Source organism: Paraburkholderia sp. RCC_158, from assembly GCF_041355255.1.
Taxonomy (GTDB): Bacteria; Pseudomonadota; Gammaproteobacteria; order Burkholderiales; family Burkholderiaceae; genus Paraburkholderia; species Paraburkholderia graminis.
Genome location: NZ_JBFUPM010000006.1, coordinates 226390 through 247199, shown reverse-complemented (window position 1 = coordinate 247199; position 20810 = coordinate 226390). Strand labels below are relative to the sequence as shown.

Annotated in this window: 20 protein-coding genes; 8 read left to right on the top strand and 12 right to left on the bottom strand. The window is 64.3% G+C overall.

The window, feature by feature from the left end; genetic code table 11:
* Positions 1-79: 79 nt before the first annotated feature.
* On the top strand, positions 80-1198 hold the full coding sequence (gene ald, locus AB6809_RS14860; RefSeq protein WP_006049289.1) for an alanine dehydrogenase: 1119 nt from the start codon (positions 80-82) through the stop codon (positions 1196-1198).
* A gap of 90 nt (positions 1199-1288) precedes the next feature.
* Here the strand turns inward: ald and AB6809_RS14855 are convergent, their stop codons facing one another.
* Complete coding sequence (locus tag AB6809_RS14855; RefSeq protein ID WP_307258826.1) at positions 1289-2599, bottom strand: MFS transporter; 1311 nt, start codon at positions 2597-2599, stop codon at positions 1289-1291.
* Positions 2600-2834: 235 nt separating this feature from the next.
* Here AB6809_RS14855 and AB6809_RS14850 point away from each other — a divergent pair, with 235 nt between their 5' ends.
* On the top strand, positions 2835-4913 hold the full coding sequence (locus tag AB6809_RS14850; RefSeq protein WP_029966348.1) for an EAL domain-containing protein: 2079 nt from the start codon (positions 2835-2837) through the stop codon (positions 4911-4913).
* Between the two features lie 102 nt (positions 4914-5015).
* Positions 5016-5822: a hypothetical protein gene (locus tag AB6809_RS14845; protein ID WP_029966350.1), complete on the top strand. Its 807-nt coding sequence runs from the start codon at positions 5016-5018 to the stop codon at positions 5820-5822.
* A gap of 27 nt (positions 5823-5849) precedes the next feature.
* Here the strand turns inward: AB6809_RS14845 and AB6809_RS14840 are convergent, their stop codons facing one another.
* From AB6809_RS14840 to AB6809_RS14820, 5 genes are all read right to left on the bottom strand, one after another.
* On the bottom strand, positions 5850-6293 hold the full coding sequence (locus AB6809_RS14840; protein WP_006049285.1) for a polymer-forming cytoskeletal protein: 444 nt from the start codon (positions 6291-6293) through the stop codon (positions 5850-5852).
* 49 nt (positions 6294-6342) lie between these two features.
* Entirely contained in the window at positions 6343-6720 is a 378-nt protein-coding gene (locus AB6809_RS14835; protein WP_029966352.1) for a hypothetical protein, read from the bottom strand.
* Complete coding sequence (locus tag AB6809_RS14830) at positions 6713-7723, bottom strand: M23 family metallopeptidase (protein ID WP_371026862.1); 1011 nt, start codon at positions 7721-7723, stop codon at positions 6713-6715. The genes AB6809_RS14835 and AB6809_RS14830 overlap by 8 nt, the downstream gene beginning before the upstream one ends.
* Before the next feature lie 272 nt (positions 7724-7995).
* Positions 7996-8859, bottom strand: coding sequence for a 4-hydroxy-tetrahydrodipicolinate synthase (dapA, locus tag AB6809_RS14825; protein ID WP_029966356.1), 864 nt, complete (start codon positions 8857-8859; stop codon positions 7996-7998).
* 126 nt (positions 8860-8985) lie between these two features.
* Positions 8986-9264, bottom strand: coding sequence for a hypothetical protein (locus AB6809_RS14820; RefSeq protein ID WP_029966357.1), 279 nt, complete (start codon positions 9262-9264; stop codon positions 8986-8988).
* Between the two features lie 20 nt (positions 9265-9284).
* On the opposite strand from AB6809_RS14820, the gene AB6809_RS14815 reads away from it, so the two are divergent.
* Positions 9285-10577, top strand: coding sequence for an aspartate carbamoyltransferase (locus tag AB6809_RS14815; RefSeq protein WP_006049281.1), 1293 nt, complete (start codon positions 9285-9287; stop codon positions 10575-10577).
* Positions 10578-10639: 62 nt separating this feature from the next.
* Here AB6809_RS14815 and AB6809_RS14810 read toward each other — a convergent pair whose 3' ends face one another.
* Positions 10640-11482 (bottom strand): alpha/beta hydrolase family protein, encoded by an 843-nt coding sequence (locus AB6809_RS14810; protein ID WP_029966358.1) that lies wholly within the window; start codon positions 11480-11482, stop codon positions 10640-10642.
* A 186-nt stretch (positions 11483-11668) separates the two neighbouring features.
* Positions 11669-12445 carry an NAD(P)H-dependent oxidoreductase gene (locus AB6809_RS14805; RefSeq protein ID WP_029966359.1) on the bottom strand — a complete coding sequence of 259 codons (777 nt, stop codon included), beginning with the start codon at positions 12443-12445 and terminating at the stop codon, positions 11669-11671.
* A 76-nt stretch (positions 12446-12521) separates the two neighbouring features.
* Between AB6809_RS14805 and AB6809_RS14800 the strand changes: the two genes are divergently transcribed.
* The gene (locus tag AB6809_RS14800) at positions 12522-13430 is read left to right on the top strand and encodes a LysR family transcriptional regulator (RefSeq protein ID WP_029966360.1); all 909 of its coding nucleotides are present in this window, start codon (positions 12522-12524) and stop codon (positions 13428-13430) included.
* Positions 13431-13448: 18 nt separating this feature from the next.
* Here the strand turns inward: AB6809_RS14800 and AB6809_RS14795 are convergent, their stop codons facing one another.
* Complete coding sequence (locus tag AB6809_RS14795) at positions 13449-14342, bottom strand: aldo/keto reductase family oxidoreductase (RefSeq protein ID WP_029966362.1); 894 nt, start codon at positions 14340-14342, stop codon at positions 13449-13451.
* Positions 14343-14459: 117 nt separating this feature from the next.
* On the opposite strand from AB6809_RS14795, the gene AB6809_RS14790 reads away from it, so the two are divergent.
* The 3 genes from AB6809_RS14790 to AB6809_RS14780 all read left to right on the top strand — a co-directional run bounded on the left by AB6809_RS14790 (position 14460) and on the right by AB6809_RS14780 (position 17335).
* Positions 14460-15356 (top strand): LysR family transcriptional regulator, encoded by an 897-nt coding sequence (locus AB6809_RS14790; protein ID WP_029966363.1) that lies wholly within the window; start codon positions 14460-14462, stop codon positions 15354-15356.
* Positions 15357-15460: 104 nt separating this feature from the next.
* Complete coding sequence (locus AB6809_RS14785) at positions 15461-16687, top strand: sensor histidine kinase (protein WP_006049275.1); 1227 nt, start codon at positions 15461-15463, stop codon at positions 16685-16687.
* A 270-nt stretch (positions 16688-16957) separates the two neighbouring features.
* The gene (locus AB6809_RS14780; protein ID WP_006049274.1) at positions 16958-17335 is read left to right on the top strand and encodes a DUF2917 domain-containing protein; all 378 of its coding nucleotides are present in this window, start codon (positions 16958-16960) and stop codon (positions 17333-17335) included.
* Positions 17336-17439: 104 nt separating this feature from the next.
* Here AB6809_RS14780 and AB6809_RS14775 read toward each other — a convergent pair whose 3' ends face one another.
* From AB6809_RS14775 to denD, 3 genes are all read right to left on the bottom strand, one after another.
* Positions 17440-18021, bottom strand: coding sequence for a hypothetical protein (locus tag AB6809_RS14775; protein WP_029966366.1), 582 nt, complete (start codon positions 18019-18021; stop codon positions 17440-17442).
* Between the two features lie 232 nt (positions 18022-18253).
* Positions 18254-19456: a 3-oxoadipyl-CoA thiolase gene (pcaF, locus tag AB6809_RS14770; RefSeq protein ID WP_307258812.1), complete on the bottom strand. Its 1203-nt coding sequence runs from the start codon at positions 19454-19456 to the stop codon at positions 18254-18256.
* Positions 19457-19827: 371 nt separating this feature from the next.
* Entirely contained in the window at positions 19828-20808 is a 981-nt protein-coding gene (denD, locus tag AB6809_RS14765; RefSeq protein WP_029966370.1) for a D-erythronate dehydrogenase, read from the bottom strand.
* Positions 20809-20810 lie beyond the last annotated feature (2 nt).

Sequence of the window (20810 nt, the reverse complement as noted above, 5' to 3'; positions counted from 1 at the left end):
TATATAAGAGAGCTACTCGTCCCGTGCCGCAGTGCACGAACGAGTCGGTCAGCGGGCTGTTCCGCAACTGGAGGATGACATGCTGGTTGGCGTACCCAAGGAAATAAAGAACCACGAATACCGGGTGGGACTGACGCCGTCGTCGGTCCGCGAAATGGTGGCGCACGGTCACACCGTCACGGTCGAGCAAGGCGCGGGAAGCGGCATCGGCGCGTCGGACGCCGTCTATGAAAAAGCCGGCGCGACGATCGTCCCGCGCGCGGAAGATGTATTCGCCGCGGCCGAGATGATCGTCAAGGTGAAGGAGCCGCAAGCCGGCGAGCGCGCCATGCTTCGCGAAGGCCAGATTCTTTTCACGTACCTGCACCTCGCGCCCGACCCGCAACAATGCGCCGATCTGATCAGGAGCAAGGCCGTCTGCATCGCCTATGAAACGGTCACGCAGGCCGCCGGCGGCTTGCCGCTCCTTGCGCCGATGTCGGAAGTCGCCGGCCGCATGTCGATCCAGGCGGGCGCGTATTGCCTCGAGCGCGCGCATGGCGGCAAGGGCATCCTGCTGGGCGGCGTCGCGGGCGTGCCGTCGGCGAAAATCGTGATTCTGGGCGCGGGCGTGGTCGGCTCGAATGCGGCGCAGATCGCGGTGGGCACGGGCGCACAGGTCGTCGTGATCGACCGCAATCTCGACGCGCTGCGGCGCATCGACCGGCTGCTCGGCGCGCGCGTCATGACGGTGTTTTCAAACCAGGACAACGTCGAAAAGCATGTTCTCGAAGCCGATCTCGTGATCGGCGGCGTGCTGATCCCCGGCGCGGCCGCGCCGAAACTCGTGACCAAGGCGATGGTTGAAGCGATGCAGCCCGGCTCCGCAATCGTCGACGTGGCGATCGATCAAGGCGGTTGCTGCGAGACCGCGAGGCCGACCACGCACGCGGACCCGACGTACATGGTCGGCGACGTGGTTCACTACTGCGTCGCCAACATGCCGGGCGGTGTGCCGCGCACGTCGACCTACGCGCTGAACAACGCGACGCTGCCTTTCGCGCTGCAGATCGCCGACAAGGGCTGGCGCAAGGCGTTGCAGGACAACGCGCATCTGCGCAATGGCCTGAACGTCGCGTTTGGCAAGGTGACGTGCAAGGAAGTGGCCGAAGCGCTCGACTACACGTGGGAAGCGCCGGAATCCGTCATGACGATGTGACGCGGCGGCTGAGGCCGCTGCCGGCGGCTTAGCATGACGCCGGCAGCAGGCTAAGCGCGCGGCTGCGCGCCCTCGCGCCCCATCTACCGCTTACTCGACATGCACCTTCACATGCTCGGGCCGCCCCGCTGCATAGCCGAACCACGCCGCCACCACGCAAACGCCCGCGCACAACGCAGCCAGGCTGTACAGCGAGCCGGTTGCATGCAACAGCGATCCGGCGATGAACGGTCCGCATGACGCGATCAGATAGCCGATTCCCTGCGCCATGCTCGACAGTTGCGCGGCGACATGCGAGTCGTACGAACGCAATCCGATGACGGTCAGCGCGAGTGTGAACGACGCGCCCTGCGCGATGCCGAGCAGCAAAGCGAACATCCACATGATCGGGAAAGGCCCGAAGAAGCAGCCCATCAGACCGAGGCCGGTCAACAGCAGCGCAGCCACGTTCACCACGCGCTGATCCCGCAGACGCACAAGCAGGAACGGCAGCAGCAACGACGCCACCGCCTGCGTGACGACGCTCAGCGAGAGCATGAACCCGGCATCGACAGCGCTCATGCCGCGCGTGCGAAGCACCGTCGGCAGCCAGCCGAACACGATATACGCCAGCGACGATTGCGAACCCATGAACAGCGTGACCTTCCACGCGAGCGGATCGCGCCACAAGCCGCGCACGACGTGCACGCGTCTTCCCGCATGCACGGCTTTGGCAGGCAGATTCACGCCCCACACGAGCGTAGCCAGTGCCACAGGCAACGACCACAGCGCCAATGCCCACGCCCACGCGTTGCCGCCCGCGCCGTCGAATAGATGCGCGATGGCGTTGGCCGCCGGCACCGTGGTAGCGGCTGCCGCAGCGGCGCCCGCGCACATCGCGGCGCTGTAGACTCCGGTCATCAGCGCGACGTGATGCGGGAAGTCGCGCTTGACCACGCCCGGTATCAGCACATTCATCAAACCGATCGCAAAGCAGGCCACGATCTGGCCGACATACAGCACCTGCCATGCGGGAACCACACGCAATGCGGTGCCGATAGTCAGCAGCATCAACAAAGCCAGCAACGCGCGTTCGCTGCCGAGGCGCCGCACGAGCATCGGTGCAAGCGGGCCGAATAGACCGAAGCATAACGACGGCAACGTGGTCAGCACGCTTGCGCCGGTGCGCGACAGGTTCGTCGCCCGCACTGCTTCGAGCAGTATCGGACCGACGCTCGTGATCGGCGTGCGCAGCGAAAAAGCGATCAGCGCGAGGCTCGCGGCAAGCGCAATGCTGCGAGCGCGCGAATCGTGCGGAGGAGCGTCCGCGACCGGCCGCGCGGTGCCACGGCGTTCAGTCGATGCAGTTGCAGCGTCTGCCGCCGCACGCTGGGAATGATCGGAAGGGTTGGGGGCGGTCATCAATGAGGCGGTTGTGGGGTTGCCTGCCATTGTATTCGGCAAAAGCGCTGGACAGCGGGCATCCGGCATCCGCCATACCGCAGATAAGGCATTAGGTATCGACGCGCGACGGCGCCCGGCAGCGCACGCGCAAGGCCGGGCGCGGCAATCGCTAACATATTGAAAATTAATTAAATAAACGCGCCGACTGGTCGATAACTAGTTCAGCCGCTTTTCCATCGCGGTTGGACTTCACATGCAGAGCTCATACAATCCCTGGCTGGTGGCAATGTCGTTTGTCGTGGCGACGCTTTCGTCGTACACGGCACTCGATCTGACCGCCCGCATCTTCGTGCTGGCGTCGCCGCGGCTGCGGCACGTCTGGCGTATGGGCGGCGCGGCGGCGCTCGGCGTCGGCATCTGGTCGATGCACTTCGTGGCCATGCTCGCGTTTTCCCTACCGATTCCGCTCGGCTACGATTTCGCGGAGACCGCTTATTCGCTCGCGCTCGCCATCGGCGCGTCATATCTGGCGCTCTGTCTGACCACGCGCGCGCGGCTGACGGTCGCGCGCCTGATCGGAGGCGGCGCGTTCATGGGCCTCGGCATCGCCGGCATGCACTATAGCGGCATGGCCGCGTTGCGCATGTCGCCCGCCATTAGCTATCGGCCCGTGTGGTTCGCCGCCTCGCTCGCGATAGCGATCGGCGCGTCCACGGCGGCGCTGTGGATGGCGCGCGCCCTCAGCAACGACGACGAACAGTATGTACTGCGCAAACGCTGCGGCGCGGCGCTCGTGATGGCGATTGCGATCAGCGGCATGCACTACGCCGCGATGGCCGCCGCCGACTTCGCGCCGGGCGCGATCTGCGGCGCGGCGGCCGGGGTGAATGCCGCGTGGCTCGCGACGTCGGTGATTCTTTTCACGTTCGCGATTCTCGTCGTGACGTTGCTGCTGTCGCGTTTCGACGCGCGCACGAGTTTCCTCGTCGGCGCGTTGTCGAAGCTCAACGGACAGATCGTGCGCCTCGCCACGCTCGACACGCTGACGGGCCTGCCGAACCGCGCCACGCTGACCGAGCGCATCGAGCGGGCGATTCATGCGGCGCGCCGTCAACGGTCGCTGTTCGCGATCCTCTTCATGGATCTCGACGGCTTCAAGACGATCAACGATTCGCTCGGCCACTCGGCCGGCGATCAGGTGCTGTCCGCGTTCGCACAGCGTCTGCTCGTCTGCGTGCGCGCGGGCGATACGGTCGCGCGCCTCGGCGGCGACGAATTCGTCGTGCTGTCCGAGAACCTGGCGTCGCGCGACGACGCCGCCACGCTCGCGGAAGGCGTACTCGAACGCATGCGGCACGACACGTGGGCCGATTCGCAGCCGCTGCAGGTGATGCCGAGCATCGGCATTGCGTTGTTTCCCGAGGACGGCGATACCGTCGACACGCTGCTCAAGCACGCGGACGCCGCGATGTACGAAGCGAAGCGCGCCGGGCGCAGCACGTATCGGTTCTTCGAACGGAGCATGAACGAAGCGGCGATGCGCACGCTGCAGATCCAGAACGCGTTGCGCGATGCGCTTGCCGAACATCATTTCACGCTGCATTTCCAGCCGAAATTCGACGGCAGCAGCGAGTCGCTCGCGGGCGCCGAAGCGCTGATCCGCTTGCACGATCCGCAACTCGGCACGCTCGCGCCGCTCGAATTTATTCCGATCGCCGAACGTTCGGGGCAGATCGTGCAGATCGGCTACTGGGTATTGCGCGAGGCATGCCGGCAAATCAGGCGCTGGATCGCGCAAGGGCTGCCGCCGATCAAGGTGGCCATTAATCTGTCGCCGCGCCAGCTATTGCAGGCCGATCTCGTGCCGACCATGCTCGAGATCGTGAAGACGGAAGGCGTGAAATGCGATCAGATCATGTTCGAGATCACCGAAACGGTCGCGATGCAGGACGCGCCCCGCACCATCGACATGCTTCGCGAGTTCCAGGCAAGCGGCTTTGAAATCGCCATCGACGATTTCGGCACCGGTTATTCGAGCCTCGCGTATCTGCAACGTTTTCGCGTGAAGCAACTGAAGATCGACCGCTTCTTCACCAACGGTCTCGACGCGCACGGCCCGGAAGGCAGCGCGATCGTTTCGGCGATCATCGCGCTTGCGCATTCGCTCGAAATGGACGTGGTCGCGGAAGGCGTCGAAACCGAGTCGCAAATGCACATGCTAAAGGCGATGCGCTGCGATGAAATGCAAGGCTTCCTGCTCGGCAAGCCGTTGACCGGCGAAGCCTTCGGCGATCTGCTGCGAGGACGGGCCATGACCGCCGACGCCTGCTGATTCGACACGCGGGGAATGCGCGTGAAATGCGCGAGAAAAGTTATTCCGCCGTAGCCCGATCCGACGATAAACAATAAAAGCTGCACAGGTGCTGGAGACTTCATGAGATTCGATGTAGCGACGTTTACCGCGTTGTGGCTAATCACGTTTCTGTGCTGCGCACTGATCGCTACCGTGCTTGCGCGGATGTTCGCGCAAGTGAGCGCGTTCCGCTTCTGGGCCGCCGCTTTTTATCTGCTCGCGATCGCTTCCGCATGCTTTGCGTTGCATCTGACGTGGCATACGGATCTGCTGCTCTTCGCAACCGCGGCGCTCGCGCTGCAAAGCCGCATCCTGCTCTGGGCCGGCACGCGCAAACTGTTCGGTGTCCCGGTTTTGTGGCGCACCACGATTGTCGTCATGGGCGCATTCTGCGTGTTGTATGGCGGGGCGTTGTTGCTCAAGCTGCCCATGCTGCCGCGCGCCGTTCTGCTCGCGCTGTTCTTTGCGCCGTATCGCGCCGCCACGCTCTATGAGGTGTGCCGCCGACGCCGTCCGCAACTCGGTCTTGCGCGGACCATCGTCGCGATCGGCGCTGCCATCGCGACGCTCAGTGCGATCGTGCCGCTCATGCTGGTGCTGCTCGACCGCGCGAATCTCGCGTTGCTGCTCGGTAATCCGCAGACCACGTCGGCGGTCTACGCGGTCGTGTTCGCGGGCGACGTGCTGCTCGCGAGCGGGCTCATGGTGCTGGCGTTCAAGCTGCTGATTCTCGAACGCGACATGCTCGCGACGCTCGATCGCAGCGCCAGTCAACGGCTCGCCGTCGTGCGAAATATGCGGGGCATGACGGGCTCGAATGCCGCTCACGATTATCTGCCGGGCGCCGACGAACCCACGCAACGCTGCCCGCTGCCAGGCGCGGTGTGAACTTCAGCACCTCATTGCACCACGTCATTACGCTTCGTTGAGCGCCATCGAGTTCGATTCGCGTCCGGCGTCGAGCATCGACGTGAGCGGTGTCGGCGCATTGCCTCCGTCGCGCCGCGTGAGCTTGCCGTCCACCGACGCGCCGCAATCCATGCGCAATTGCTGATAGTAAATGTTGCCTGTCACATGCGCGTTGGCCTGCAACTCGACGAAGTGATCCGCTATTACGTCGCCGACAATCTTGCCGTTGACGACCACGTCGTAGCCATGCACGTTGCCTTCGATCGAACCGCGGTCGCTCAGCACGAGCAGCGTCTGGCCGCCGGGCTCGCCGCTGACATTGCCCTTCACGTGGCCGTCGAGACGCAGGCCGTTGGTGAACTGAAGATCGCCGACGATGCGCACGTCGTGTGCAATCAAGGTGGCAAGCTTGGTTTGCTGAATGCCTGCGGCTTTTTTCTTGCTGAACATACGGACTCCGGAAAAAAATGGATGACGCGAATCACGCGCGGCGGCGCGCCTAGCGTCGCGGCGCTGCCCTGCTTTGCCCGCGCAGGAACTGCAACTGGTCGTTGAGCCGCGCGACTTCCGCAGCGGCGCTGTCCGCCGTTTTCTGCACCGACGCGCGCGCGGCCGACTCTTGCGCCAACGCGAGGCGCGCACGAGCCAGTTCGGTCTCCTCGGCGCTTTTATCGACGGGAACCGGCAGGCATTGCCTGAGCGGCAAACCGGCGCGCCACGCGTCGGCGGCGATCACCGCGGCCGCGCCGGCCAGCGCGCTCAGTCCGCAGACAAGTGTCCACACGACGATGCGAACGCGCAGCGGGCGCACGGGTGCGAGTGCATAAGCGCCATGCGCCACACGGCTTGCGTCGCGGGAAAGAAAGCGGTCAGCCATGAGAAGGAGGCGCGAAAAGCGCGAGATAAGCCGCGGGATCGACGGGCGCGCCGTTGACCAGCACTTCGAAATGCAGATGCGGGCCGGTCGAGCGTCCGGTCGAGCCGACATCGGCAATGTATTGGCGCGGCAGCACGAGGTCGCCGACATGCACGACGATGCGCGACGCGTGGCCGTAACGGGTCATCAATCCGTTGCCGTGATCGATCTCGACGGCATTGCCATAACCCGACTTCTCGCCTGCGAAGACCACCCGGCCACCCGCGGCGGCGAGAATCGGCGTGCCTGTTTTCGCGACCAGATCGAGGCCCGGATGAAAACTCAGCCGATGTGTGAAGGGATCGGTGCGGTTGCCGAACGGCGAACCGAAACGCGCGCCGTCGGCGGGCATGCGGCCGGGGAACGCGGCGTACGCGACCGCGTGTGCCGCCGTCTGCTGCTCGAGCGCGCCGAGCGTCGCGGCGATGCAATTGAGTTGCTCGCCGGTGCGCTCGGCGTCGAGGCGCGCGCCGAGGTATCGCGGCGCGTCGACGCAGCGTCGTGGCGGCAACGAAGGGCCGCCCTCGCCTTCGCTGTCGGTGGCCGATGAATCGCCGCTCGACGCGGGCAGCGTGGGAGAAGCGCCAGGCGAGGCGCCAGGCGAAGCGGCCGGCGAGGCAATGGGCGCGAGCGGCGCGGGACGCGGCGTATTCAGACGGGTTTCGAAGTCGCGCAGCGCACCGACCTGCGCGGTGAGGCGCGCAATGCGCGGCTCGATTTGCGCGACCGACGCGTTGAGCTTGCCGAGCTGGTCGATTGCGTAATCGCGCTCGATGCGGTTCGCGCTTTGCATACCGGAGACGCCGCGCGCGGACCAGTACTTGCCGATCGCAATGCCGGCCGCGAGTGCGAGCACGGCAGCGGCAAGCGCGGCGCCGAGCGCGAGCGCCGTCGCCGAACGGCGCGTGATCAGTCCCACGGAACCGCTGGAGAGCCGGTCGCGCGCGCGAAACACGAACGCCATCAGCACGCTCCCCGGCGCGAGCGGCATGCAGCTCGCCGCGCACGGCGCGTGAGCGGCATATTCAGGACAAACACGAATCGGACGAACTTGACTGACTGCATGCGGCATCCGCCGGACGGATGCCGGCGGCGATAATCGATAGAGGGCGCCGATTATCGCTTCATCGCCGAAAGCAGCATCTCAAATATTAGGGACGCATCTCGCCGCGCAGTTCGCCGCGCAGTTCGCCGCGTGGTTTGCCGCGTGGTTTGCCGCGTGGTTCGCCGCTCCGCTCACGCGCGCTCCAACGCGGCGAGACGCTGCGCCAGGATTTCGCTCGCGCGCGTCATCGGCAGACGAAGTTCGTCGCGGATCAGCCCTTGCAGCGCGAGCGATGCCTTCACCGGCGCAGGATTCGGTTCAGCGAACAACGCGTGAATCAACGGCACGAGCGTGTGAAAAATGCGCCGCGCTTCGTCGAGCGCGCCTGCCGCCAGCGCGCGATACAGCGCGACGAAGCGTTCCGTGCGCACATGCGCCGACGCCGCAATCGCGCCGCTGCCGCCCATGCACAGCGTGTTGAACATCTGCAGGTCTTCGCCCGCGAGCACCTGCAAGCGGCCGTCGCGAATCAGCGCGAGCGTGGTGTCGAGCGAACCGGCGCAATCCTTCACCGCCTGAATCCGCGGATGCCCGGCGAGCGCGAGCAATGTGTCGAGTTCAAGCCGCACGCCGGTTCGCTGGGGAATGTCGTACAGCACGACCGGCTTGTCGCTGGCATCGGCAAGCGCCATGAAATGACTGACGATGCCGGCCTGCGACGGCCTCACGTAATACGGCGCGGCCATCAGCACGCCGGCGATCGGCAGCGAATTTAGCTCTTGAATGCGCTCGCGCATGCTCGCAGTGTTGTTGCCCGATACGCCGACGACCACGGGCAACGGCGCATCGTGCGCCGCTTCCAGAATGGTCGCCAGCACCGCGTCCTGTTCCGCGGCGTCGAGCGCGGCCGGCTCGCCCGTCGTGCCGAGCGCCACAATCCCCGCGACATCCGCGTCGGCATAGCGGCGCACGAGCGCACGCAACGCGGCGTGATCGACCGCGCCGTCGGCGAAAGGCGTGATCAGCGGAATCCAGATACCCGAAAAAATAGACATGTCTTTCCTCTTGCGTCGATGAGCGACCGTATCGATTCCGGCAGCGTGCGAAGGAGAAAGACAGGAAGGACCGCCGAAGCGCGTGGTCCGCTGTTCCGTCGCATCTGACGGAACAGCGTGCTCCGGTCAGATGAGCGGCTGTTTTTTGGCTTTGGCGCTGAACTCCAGGCTGCATTGCTCGACGCGCGGCGCGTTCGAGAGCGAGCGGCGCGCGCGGCGCGCGGCCGCCGCGTCTGCGAATGCAGAACGAAGCGCGGTCGACGGGCAGAGTCGGAGAAGTTGGCCGGAGAGCATGAAGCGCAGTGTAACCGCGCCGCGCGCAGCTTGGCAAAGCGCATCTTGAAATTGCTTGACTTCTATCGCGCGCAAATTAATATACGCATCGCGTATATCCGGCGCAACCACTCAGATAGACAGGTGCCTTCATGAGCGTCCCGCAACAAGCCTTTCTCCGCGACGCCATGCGGCGTCTGAACATGACGCGCGAGACCTTCGCGGGCCGCATCGGCGTGTCGCGAAGAGCGCTGGATACGTGGCTTCTGCCGGACGACTCGCAGGAATCGCGCGCGATGCCGGAGATTGTCGAGCGATTCGTGTCCGAGATCGTCCTGCATGGCGAGCCGGGTGAAAAGTATACGCAGAGCGTAGACTCGCAATCGCTCGCGAGCCAGATGCTGTGGGAGGGCAAGCCGCAGTTGCTGTCGGTCGATCAGTTCTCGCGCGACTCGGTGGAAGCGCTGTTTCGCGTCGCCGACATCATGCAGCCCATCGCGCGGCGCCGAAAAATCTCGCGCGTGCTGGAAGGCGCGGTGCTCGGCAATCTGTTCTTCGAGGCCAGCACGCGAACCCGCGTGAGCTTCGGCGCGGCCTTCTGCCGGCTCGGCGGTTCCGTCTGCGACACGACCGGCTTCACGTTTTCGTCGATGGCCAAGGGCGAGTCGATCTACGACACGAGCCGCGTGATGAGCGGCTACGTCGACGCGCTGGTGATCCGCCATCCCGAGCAAGGCTCGGTGGCGGAATTCGCGCGCGCGACCAACGTGCCGGTGATCAACGGCGGCGACGGCCCCGGCGAACATCCGAGCCAGGCGCTGCTCGACCTCTACACCATTCAGCGCGAATTCTCGCGGCTCGGCAAGATTGTCGACGGCGCGCATATCGCACTTGTCGGCGACCTCAAATATGGGCGCACCGTACACTCGCTCGTCAAGCTGCTGGCGCTCTATCGCGGCATCAAGTTCACGCTGATCTCGCCGCCCATGCTGGAAATGCCGGGCTATATCATCGAGCAGATTTCGCGCAACGGGCATGTGATCGAACAGACTCACGATCTGCCGAGCGGGCTGCGCGGCGCCGACGTGGTGTACGCGACGCGCATTCAGAAAGAACGCTTTACCGACGAATCGTTCGAAGGCTACACGCCCGACTTTCAGATCAACCAGGCGCTGGTGGACAGCGTGTGCGGCACCGATACGCTGATCATGCACCCGCTGCCGCGCGACAGCCGGCCGGGCGCGAACGACCTGAGCGTGGACCTGAATCACGATTCGCGGCTTGCGATTTTCCGGCAGACCGATAACGGCATCCCGGTGCGGATGGCGATATTCGCGGTGCTGCTCGGCGTCGAAAAACTGGTTCAGCATTCGATGCGCGACGCGGCCTGGCGACCGCCCGCGTATCTCGGCCCGGACGACGCCGTGTTTCATGGCATCGACTGAAGCTGCCTCGGTAATTTAGTTCGGTTACCGAAATAAAACCCGGCAGTGGTAGTGACAGTGCATCAAGCTACCGCGCTGCTGCCGTTGCGTCTGAAACCGGCCGCAAAAAACTGCACCTGGTACTGAACTGCATTCGCCCAGTACTTCCACGTATGACCGCCGGGCCGCTCGGCATACCGATGCGGCACGCCAAGTTCGACGAGCCGCGCATGCAGCATCCGGTTCGAGTGCACGAGCGAATCGTTCGTGCCGCAGTCGATCATCAGCGCCATGTGCGCGCTCGCGAAGCTGCGCGCGTGTTCGACAATCGCCTCGCTGTTCCAGAAGTCCGCGTGCCGCGCCGGATCGCCGAACACCTGATCGATGCCCGGCTCGTCCTCGCAACCGCGCGGATCGACTGCGCCGCTCATGCTGCCGGCCGCGCCGAATTCGTCCGGCCGGTCGAGCGCGATATGCAGCGCGCCGAATCCACCCATGCTCAAGCCGGTGATCGCGCGCGCGTCTTTGGTTGCAATCGTGCGGAAATGCATGTCGATGTAGGCGACGACTTCGGTGCCGACATACGTGGCGTAGCGGCTACCCGCATCGACGGGACTGTCGATGTACCAGCTTTCGCGCCCGCCGTCCGGCATCACGAGGATCACGCCGTAGCGGTCGGCGAGTCTGCCGATAGGCGAATTGGCGGTCCAGTCGGTGTAGTCGCCGCCCGAGCCGTGCAATAGATAGACAACCGGGAAGCGGTCGGCCGCGTTGCTGCGCGCATAGCGGTCGGGCAACACGACTGTCGCTTCCAGAGACTTGTGCATGGCCGCGCTCGGAATGGTCACGACACGGGACTGGAACGCCCATGCGGGAGCGGCGGCAAGCAGCATCGCGATCAGCCAGACAAGACGTGCTGTACTCATATTCGTCGCTCTCCCTTCTACATGTGCGGACAACACAGTCGATGCAGCAGGCGGCTCTGCATGCGGGGCGGCAAATTCCAGCGACGACTCTAGCAACGGCGACTTACAGCCAAATTTCAACGAACCCTACGATTCGCCTCACTCCATGCGCGACGCATGCATCGGCAACATGCGCGCGCGATTCCGCTATTTGACATGCACGCTCAGGCCCTCGCGGCCCGGCGCGATGTCGTCCTTCAGCGTCAACTCGGGAATCAGATAATCGCCGCCGTTCTGCGGACGGAACGGTATCGGCGCGGTATCCCAGAGATTGTCCAGACGCTTGCCGAGCGCATCGCGTACTTCAAGATATTTTTCTTCGTCGATGCGGCTCGTGCGATACACGACGAACGGCGGCAGCACGTCGAAGCCGGGGTAATAGAGAATGCCGTGCTGGATCGGGAACAACACGTCGTCGATGGGACCATTGATGCCGCGCGGACTGTAGTGCGATTCCCAGCCGCCCGTGGTGACGACGAGCATCGCGCGCTTGCCGGCTAACATGCCTTCGCCGTAGCGGTCGCCCCAGCGCGCATCGGAATGCTCGCCCACGCCGTACGCGAAACCATAGGCGTAGACGCGCTCCACCCAGCCCTTCATGATCGCGGGCATCGAGAACCACCACAGCGGGAATTGAAAAATGACCGCATCGGCCCATTTCAGCTTCGCCTGTTCCGCGGCGATGTCCGGGCTTTGCAGTCCATTCTCGAATGCATGCTTCGACGCGCGCGACGGATCGAAGCGTTCGCCCGTTGCAGGCGCGAGGCTATCGGCTGCATCGAGTGGCGCCTTCCAGTTCATCGCATACAGATCGGAGACCTGAACCGCGTGCCCCGCTTCCTGCAGGCGCTTGACGGAGAAGTCCTTCAGCGATCCATTCAACGACCGCGGTTCAGGATGAGCATAAACAATCAGAACGTTCATTTTGCGTTGCCTTGATTCATGTGGGAATGCACCCACGATAGTGGCCGGCGCGGTATATTGGAAATGAATTGCTGATATGACAGGTATAGCCGTGAATAATCTGCGCAAGCTCGACTTGAATCTGCTCGTCACGCTCGACGTACTGCTCGCGGAACTCAACGTGACGCGCGCGGCGGAGCGGCTGAATTTCTCGCAGCCGTCAGTAAGCGTGCATCTCGCGAAACTCCGCGATGTGCTCGGCGATCCGCTGCTGCTGCCGGGGCCGCGAGGCATGCGCGCCACCGCGCGCGCCGAGGCGCTGCGCGAGCCGTTGCGGCAGGCGCTCGAAGCATTGGAGCAAGCGGTCGCGCCCGCGCGTCCTTTCGACCCGGCGCAGGCGACGCAAACCTGGCGCATTGCCGCGACGGACTACGCCGAGTCGACCATCGTTCTCCCGGCGTTGCAAGGGCTGCGCACCGCAGCGCCCGGCACGCGGCTCGCGGTCGTCGAAGCCGTGCCGCCGCGTATTGCGAAGCAGGCGGAACAAGGCGAGATCGACCTCGGCTTTCATACCAGCGAAGACGCGCCCGCCGGCTTGCGGCGGCGCGTGCTATTTGCCGAGCGTTATGTGCTGGCCGGACGCGCGGATCATCCGCGTCTCAAACGGCGGCCCACGTTGGCGCAGTTTTCGAAGCTCGAGCACGTGATCGTGTCGCCGGACGGCGGCGGCTTTGCCGGCGTCACGGACCAGGTTCTGGCCCGCGCCGGTCTCACACGCAAAGTCGTGCTTTCCGTTCCGCACTTTCTGTTCATGATCTCCGCGCTCGCGAACAGCGACCTCGTGGCGATGGTGCCCGCGCGGCTCGTCCGCGATAACGCTGCGTTACGCGTGGTCGAGTCGCCCGTCGAAGTCCCCGGCTATGAAATGGCGATGCTGTGGCATGAGCGCTCGCATCGCGATCCGGCGCATCAGTGGTTGCGCGCGCATATTGCCGGTTCGGTTTGATGAAGCGTCATGCGCTGGCTAACTCTGGCCGTCAACGTGACCATTGCCGCGGCCGATCGCATCCAGCTTCGCGAGAATCTCGCCGCTCAGTGTCAGGCTGGCCGCCGCCAGGTTCTCGCGTAGATGCGCGACCGACGAGGTGCCCGGGATCAACAGAATGTTGGACGCGCGCTGCAGCAGCCAGGCGAGCGCCACTTGCATCGGCGTCGCGCCGATGGTTTGCGCGATCTCCGTCAAAGCCGACGACTGGATCGGCGTAAAGCCGCCCAGCGGGAAAAACGGCACATACGCGATGCCTTGCCCGGCCAGTTGATCGATCAGCGCGTCGTCGGTGCGGTGCACGAGGTTGTAGTGGTTCTGCACGCAGACAATCTTCGCGATGCGCTGCGCCTCGGCCACTTGCGCCGGCGTCGCGTTGCTCAGGCCGATGTGGCGAATCAGGCCGCGCTGCTGAAGCTCGGCGAGCGCGGTGATCTGCTTTTCGAGCGACCCTTCGCTCGGCGCGTGCACGTCGCCCATCAGCCGCATGTTGACCACTTCGAGCGCGTCGAGCCCGAGGTTGCGCAGATTGTCCTGCACGCCGCGCTCCAGATCCTGCGGCTCCTGCGCCGCCAGCCACGCGCCGTCGCGGCCGCGCACCGCGCCCAGCTTCGTGACGATCACGAGATCGGCGGGATACGGATGCAGCGCCTCGCGAATGAGCTGGTTGGTGATATGCGGGCCATAAAAGTCGCTGGTGTCGATGTGATTCACGCCTTGCTCCACCGCTTCGCGCAGCACGGCAAGCGCCGCGTCGCGATTCTTCGGCGGGCCGAACACGCCCGGTCCCGCGAGTTGCATTGCGCCGTAACCCATGCGCCGGATCTGGCGGCCGGCGAACGGGAAGGTGTCGGTGATTTCGAGGTTCGGCATCAGGCTCTCCTTGCTGGTAGTTGAAGCGCAGTATGGCCGGGATTGCACCGTTTAATAAAGCGGGCTAACGTGCACGGGTCGTGCAAAAAAACGAACAATCAAAAACGAACCATCGCCATGGAATTAAACGACCTGACCGCGTTCATCTCGGTCGCACGTGCGGGCGGCTTTCGCGACGCGGCGCGCAGCAGCGGCGTTTCCGCGTCGAGCCTGAGCGTCGCCGTGCGCCGGCTCGAAACAAAGCTCGGCTTGCGTCTGCTGAACCGTACGACGCGCAGCGTCGCGCCGACCGAAGCAGGCGTGCGTCTGCTGGAAAAGCTGACGCCGCTTTTCAGCGAAATGGAAGCGGCGCTCGACGTGCTCAACGGTTTCCGCGAGCAGCCGAGCGGCACGCTCAAACTGAACGTGCCCGCGAGCGCCGCGCGCATCGTGCTGCCCGATATCATCGCGCCGTTTCTGAAAGCGTATCCGGACATACGCGTCGAAGTGTTCGTCGAGGACGGCTTTGTCGACGTGCTCTCGATCGGCTGCGATGCCGGCATCCGTTACGACGAACGGCTCGAGCAGGACATGATCGCCGTGCCCATCGGTCCACGTGTGCAGCGCTTTGCGACGGCTGCCGCGCCGGACTACCTCGCGCTTCGCGGACGCCCGCAACATCCGCGCGAGCTGCTTTCGCACGCTTGCCTGCGCGGTCAGTTTGCCGGCGGCGCGATGCCGACCTGGTACTTCGAGCGCGACGGCGAAGTGGTGCAACTGAATCCATCCGGGCCGCTGCTCGTGCGGCCGGGCGCAGCAATGGACCTGCTGATCAACTCGGCCGTCGCGGGCGTCGGCGTGATCCATCTGTTCGAACCCATGCTTCGGCCGCATCTCGACAGCGGTGCGCTCGAACCGATTCTCGAACCGTGGTGGCAGCGCTTTTCCGGACCTTTTCTGTATTATCCCGGCCACCGTCATGTGCCGGCGCCGCTGCGCGCATTCGTCGATTTCCTGAGGGACCGCAACGCATGACGTGACCGGCCCGCAATTTCGACGCCACGCCGCCGATTTGCGGTGATAATGAGCTGCCGCCATTGCAGCGACGCACTTCCCAAAACCTGATCGACCGCGCCATCATGAACGACAAACGCGTTAGCCCGCTGCGCAACTTCGCCGGTTTCATTCGCGCCGAGCGGCTCCGACTAACAGAGCAATGGATGAACGCGGTTTTCGGCGACGCCGACCTCGTGGAAGCCGACAAGCTCACGTATCAGCAACTCGCCGACCATCTGCCGGAAATTCTCGAAGGCTTGTGCGCGGCGCTCGATATTGAAGACCTGGAAAGCGTCGAACCGGCCATCGAACGCGATGCCCGAAAGCACGGCCTGGTGCGCTGGCGCCAGGGCTATCGCATCGAAGAACTCGTGCGGGAACTCGACCTTTTCCACCAGGTTCTCGCCGATGCACTCGAAGACTACGCGTCGCGCGACGGCACATTCACGCGCCGGCATGAGCGGCGCGCGCGCCGCATGATCGCCGAAACGCTGAGCGTCGTCACGCTCACGTCGATCAGGGAAGTGGTCAGCGAACGCGACCGCAAGATCGACGAATACACCGGGCGGCTCGAACGCGCCAATCACGAACTCACGCTGAAGCAACGGCTCGTCGGCGAATTGTACGAGTCGCGCATGCACATCACGCGCAGCGTGGTTCACGATCTGCGCAACTTCCTGAACGCGTTTTCGATGGCGCTGCAACTGATCGCCCGCGCGCCCGCGAAAGCCGACACCGCGCTGACTCTGGCCAACCGCCAGGCGGAAGACATGAAGGCGCTCGTCGAGCAGATGGTCGAGTACTCGGTGATACTCGGCGACGGCGCGCCGTTGACGCCCGAACAGGTCGATCTGCATGAACTCTTCGAGGAACTGGTTGCGTCGTCGCGGCCGTCCATCGAGGCAAAGGGGCTGACGCTGCGCTCGGCATTCGATCCCGCGCTGCCCGCTGTGACGTCGAATCGTTTGAAGCTCAAGCAGATCGCCGTGAATCTGCTTACCAACGCGATCAAGTACACGCAATCAGGACAGGTCGAGTTGCACTTTGCGATGGCCGGTCCGGAGCATTGGTCGATTCGCGTGTCCGATACCGGCGTGGGCATCGCGCCCGCCGATGCGGATCGCGTCTTCCATGAATTCGAGCGCGCGGCGGACGACGACATTCCCGGCACCGGGCTCGGACTCGCCATCGTGAAGGAACTGTGCCGCGTGCTGGGCGGACACATCGAGTTCGTGTCGCGCGAGGGCGTGGGCACGACGTTCACGATCCGCTTTCCGTTGACGCTCGAGGAGGAGCGGTTGCAGAACTAACAGCACCCGCCACCGCGGCTACGGAAAATAGCGGCCGAATTCCGTTGACAGAGCGTGCGGCAAAACGGCACACTCGATTCATGTTCACGCACACCTCCATCGCCGTCGCGATTAATCACCCGAAGCGAGCCGTCATCGGCTGGCCTTTGGGAGCATGTGCGCGTTAGCAGTCTGAATCTGTAAAACAAGCCCCCAAGGCCCCGCCGGTAACGGAAGGGGCCTTTTGTTTTGTGGGCGCCTCCGTCAGCCGGCTCTATAACGGAGAGCAAGATGGATCAGGCAAGCCCGCAGTGCATGGACGACGACGCACGTGTTCTGGCGTATCAGCAGGACGAGCGTCTGCCGAAGGTGGTGGTGCATTTCCCCGTCGCGCCCGGAGCGACGCTGACATGGCGCGTCGAAGCCGACAGCACGCTCGCGGTGAACGGCGCGCGTCTTTGGCTGACGCGCGTTAGTTCGCCTTACGATCACTGGTTGGTGCCGGGTCAAACGTTCAGCCTGCAGCGCGGCGAACGCATATGGCTCAGCATCGACGGCGAGCGCACGGCGCATGTCTCGCTGACTTATCTGTTGCCCGCACAGGGCTTGTTCAGGCGTTGTCTAAGCCGGCTCGCCCGCCTGGGCCTGGGACCGCCGACACCGCGTTGACATGCTTCCCGCGTGCGAAACACGCTCGCGAAAAGTGCAACGGCGCGATGGTCTCTTGCAGGCCATCGCGCCGCGCAAATACTCATGCTTTACCGAATTGTGTCTTACTGCGTATCTTGCGGCGTGACCTCGACGGCCGCAGCGGAGACGAACACCGCATGGATCGTATCGCCCACTTTCACACCGGTCAGATCGACTTGCGGACCGGCTTCTAGCGTCTGCGTCTGATAGGCGCCGCGCAGCGTGACGAGGCGCCGTTTGCGGTCGATCTTCTGCACGGTGGCAAGCACTTCGACCTGGCGCGCCGATTCGAAGCCGCCCGAAGCCGGCGCATAAACCTGCGTATCGACACGTTCGCGAATGCCCTTGCCTTTGCCGTCGACCCGATCCGCCTTCACGAGCAGCGCGTTCTTGTAGAGCGCATCGACACGATCGCCGACTCTGAGCTTCTCGAAGCCGGCAACTTGCTGACCCACGAGCACGACCACCACGTTACCGCCTGCGCCCTTCAGCGTCAGCGCGCGGCTGCCGGGATCGATGCCCACGATCGTGGCCTTCAGATGCACCGGCTGTACCGCGCTCACAATGTCTTGCGCGGCGCTCGCCATCGCGTCTTGCGCCCATGCCGGTTGAGCCGCCGCGAGCATCGCTGCTGCCAATGCCGCTGCAATCGTCGCTGACTTCATTTACGCTCTCCTCGATGAATCGCCCTTTATTCAATGCGCATTTCGCATCGCTCAATACGCATATATTCAGGACGCTTGATTAAAGGTGCAGCGCAAAGATTGTACATGCCTTACAGAAAGCTTCAATCGCGCGAAGGGCCGCAGGCATCCATGCAAAAAAACAGCCTCTTCGCTGTTGGGCGAAGAGGCTGTTGTGCGCGGAGCGTTATCTAACGCAGACGCGTTCAGAACATCACACGCGTTCGATTGCGATTGCAATTCCCTGTCCGACGCCGATGCACATCGTGCACAACGCGAAGCGCCCTTGCGTGCGTTGCAACTGGTACATCGCCGTCGTAACGAGACGCGCGCCGCTCATGCCGAGCGGATGACCCAACGCGATCGCGCCGCCGTTCGGGTTCACGCGTGCGTCGTCGTCGGCCACGCCGAGCGTGCGCAGCACCGCAATGCCTTGCGACGCGAACGCTTCGTTCAGCTCGATCACGTCGAACTGATCGATCGTCATGTTCAAACGCGCCAGCAGTTTTTGCGTGGCGGGCGCCGGGCCGATGCCCATCACACGCGGCGCGACGCCGGCCGTCGCGATGCCGAGCACGCGCGCGCGCGGCGTGAGGCCGAAGCGCTTCGCGGTTTCTTCGTTGGCGAGCAGCAGGGCCGCAGCGCCGTCGTTGACGCCCGACGCGTTGCCCGCGGTCACGGTGCCGTCAGGGCGCACGACGCCCTTCAGTTTCGCGAGCGTCTCGAGGCTCGTTTCGCGCGGATGCTCGTCTTGCGACACGGTGATCGGATCGCCCTTCTTCTGCGCGATCGTCACACCGACGATTTCCTGCGCGAGCGTGCCGTCCTTCTGCGCGCGCGCGGCTTTTTGCTGGCTGCGCAGCGCGAACGCATCCTGATCGGCGCGGCTGATGTTGTAGTCGCTCGCGACGTTTTCGCCGGTCTCGGGCATCGAGTCGACGCCGTACATCTGCTTCATCAACGGATTGACGAAACGCCAGCCGATGGTCGTGTCGTAGATGTCCGCCTGGCGCGAAAACGCGCTGGTCGCCTTGCCCATCACGAACGGCGCGCGGCTCATGCTTTCGACGCCGCCTGCCACCATCAACGCGGCCTCGCCCGATTTGATCGCGCGCGCCGCGATGCCGACCGCGTCCATGCCCGAACCGCACAGGCGGTTCACGGTCGAGCCGGGCACCGCTTGCGGCAAGCCCGCGAGCAGCAGCGACATGCGCGCGACGTTGCGGTTGTCTTCGCCGGCCTGATTGGCACAGCCGTAGATCACGTCGTCGATGGCGTTCCAGTCGACGTTCGGGTTGCGCTCCATCAGCGCCTTGAGCGGCACCGCGCCCAGATCGTCGGCGCGTACCGACGACAGCGAACCCGCATAGCGGCCGATGGGTGTGCGAATCGCGTCGCACAGGAATGCTTCGGACATGTGATGTCTCCAGTGATGTACTGCGCGCGGCGCCGGCAGAAGCGCACGGATGAGTCGGGCATCGGCCGGACGGGCTGCCGGGCGGTACTCGCGGGAATTCAGCTTAGCGCAGGATAGTGAACGATGCGTTCGAGTCACCGGCTGTTTTGTTCTTTATGCGAACAGACGGTCATATATCGAACAACAAGACTCGATGATAGGCGCGCGGCGGAAACGCTGTCAAGCAAACGCCGGCTTGCACCAGGGAATACGTGAGAAGCCGGAACGCGCACGGCAAAGCGTCTGACGATTGAGGCGCTCGCGCCGCGGCCCGTGTTTGCAAGGCTGCGGCGCGAGGCTGAAGGGGCGTTTGAAGGGACGCTAAAGGGACGTCAGCGGAGCGAGATGCCTTCGTCGGCGATATAGCCGCGGATCACATCGGCGAAACTTTGATCGCCGCGCAAGCCGAGCTGCTCGGCGCGCGACGTATCCCATCGTCCGGGCCAACTGCCGACAATCTTTTCCACGCGCGCATCCGCCTGCCACACGATCCGTTTCGCGACTTCCTCGCCGGCTACTTCGCGCAACGCCGCGACCATTTCATCGACGCTGACCGAAATGCCGGGCAGATTCAGCACGCGCTGGTTGCCGAGCGCGGCGGCATTCAGCTCGAGGCCGCCGATCAGGCATTCAATCGCCTTGCGCGGCGACAGCAGCCACAGGCGCGTCGAGCCGTTGACCGGACACAGAGCCTCTTCGCCGTTCAGCGGCTCGCGGATAATGCCGCTCGCGAACGACGACGCCGCCGCGTTCGGCTTGCCCGGCCGCACGCTGATGGTCGGCAGACGCAGCACGCGTCCATCGACGAAACCGCGCCGCGAGTAATCGTTGAGCAGCAATTCGGCGATCGCTTTCTGCGCGCCGTACGACGACTGCGGATTGAGCGCCGTATCGTTCTTCACGACCTCGGGCAACTCGCCGCCGTACACCGCGACCGAACTCGTGAACAGCACGCGCGGCCGATGTCCGCGTTGCCGGCAGACATCCAGCAGCAGACGCGACGCATCCAGATTGATGCGCATGCCGAGATCGAAATCCGCTTCGGCCTGCCCGCTGACGATGGCGGCAAGATGAAAAATCGCCGCTGTCTGGCCGTCGATCGCGCGTTCGAGCACGCTGCGCTCGGCGATATCGCCGACTTCGGTGCGCACGCGGCTGTCGCCGAAATCGTTGGCTTGCACGACGTCGAGCAGCACGAGTTCCGTGACTGCTTGCGGCGCGCCCTGCGCGTCTTTCAACGAACCGCGCGCGAGCAGTTCACGCGCGAGGCGCTGACCGAGAAAACCTGCGCCGCCGGTAATGAGTACTTTCATGA

Bases quoted from the DNA above. Each gene is read 5' to 3' on its own strand.
- ald (WP_006049289.1), top strand. From the start codon at position 80: ATGCTGGTTGGCGTACCCAAGGAAATAAAGAACCACGAATACCGGGTG.
- AB6809_RS14855 (WP_307258826.1), bottom strand. From the start codon at position 2,599: ATGACCGCCCCCAACCCTTCCGATCATTCCCAGCGTGCGGCGGCAGAC.
- AB6809_RS14850 (WP_029966348.1), top strand. From the start codon at position 2,835: ATGCAGAGCTCATACAATCCCTGGCTGGTGGCAATGTCGTTTGTCGTG.
- AB6809_RS14845 (WP_029966350.1), top strand. From the start codon at position 5,016: ATGAGATTCGATGTAGCGACGTTTACCGCGTTGTGGCTAATCACGTTT.
- AB6809_RS14840 (WP_006049285.1), bottom strand. From the start codon at position 6,293: ATGTTCAGCAAGAAAAAAGCCGCAGGCATTCAGCAAACCAAGCTTGCC.
- AB6809_RS14835 (WP_029966352.1), bottom strand. From the start codon at position 6,720: ATGGCTGACCGCTTTCTTTCCCGCGACGCAAGCCGTGTGGCGCATGGC.
- AB6809_RS14830 (WP_371026862.1), bottom strand. From the start codon at position 7,723: ATGGCGTTCGTGTTTCGCGCGCGCGACCGGCTCTCCAGCGGTTCCGTG.
- dapA (WP_029966356.1), bottom strand. From the start codon at position 8,859: ATGTCTATTTTTTCGGGTATCTGGATTCCGCTGATCACGCCTTTCGCC.
- AB6809_RS14815 (WP_006049281.1), top strand. From the start codon at position 9,285: ATGAGCGTCCCGCAACAAGCCTTTCTCCGCGACGCCATGCGGCGTCTG.
- AB6809_RS14810 (WP_029966358.1), bottom strand. From the start codon at position 11,482: ATGAGTACAGCACGTCTTGTCTGGCTGATCGCGATGCTGCTTGCCGCC.
- AB6809_RS14805 (WP_029966359.1), bottom strand. From the start codon at position 12,445: ATGAACGTTCTGATTGTTTATGCTCATCCTGAACCGCGGTCGTTGAAT.
- AB6809_RS14800 (WP_029966360.1), top strand. From the start codon at position 12,522: ATGACAGGTATAGCCGTGAATAATCTGCGCAAGCTCGACTTGAATCTG.
- AB6809_RS14795 (WP_029966362.1), bottom strand. From the start codon at position 14,342: ATGCCGAACCTCGAAATCACCGACACCTTCCCGTTCGCCGGCCGCCAG.
- AB6809_RS14790 (WP_029966363.1), top strand. From the start codon at position 14,460: ATGGAATTAAACGACCTGACCGCGTTCATCTCGGTCGCACGTGCGGGC.
- AB6809_RS14785 (WP_006049275.1), top strand. From the start codon at position 15,461: ATGAACGACAAACGCGTTAGCCCGCTGCGCAACTTCGCCGGTTTCATT.
- AB6809_RS14780 (WP_006049274.1), top strand. From the start codon at position 16,958: ATGGATCAGGCAAGCCCGCAGTGCATGGACGACGACGCACGTGTTCTG.
- AB6809_RS14775 (WP_029966366.1), bottom strand. From the start codon at position 18,021: ATGAAGTCAGCGACGATTGCAGCGGCATTGGCAGCAGCGATGCTCGCG.
- pcaF (WP_307258812.1), bottom strand. From the start codon at position 19,456: ATGTCCGAAGCATTCCTGTGCGACGCGATTCGCACACCCATCGGCCGC.
- denD (WP_029966370.1), bottom strand. From the start codon at position 20,808: ATGAAAGTACTCATTACCGGCGGCGCAGGTTTTCTCGGTCAGCGCCTC.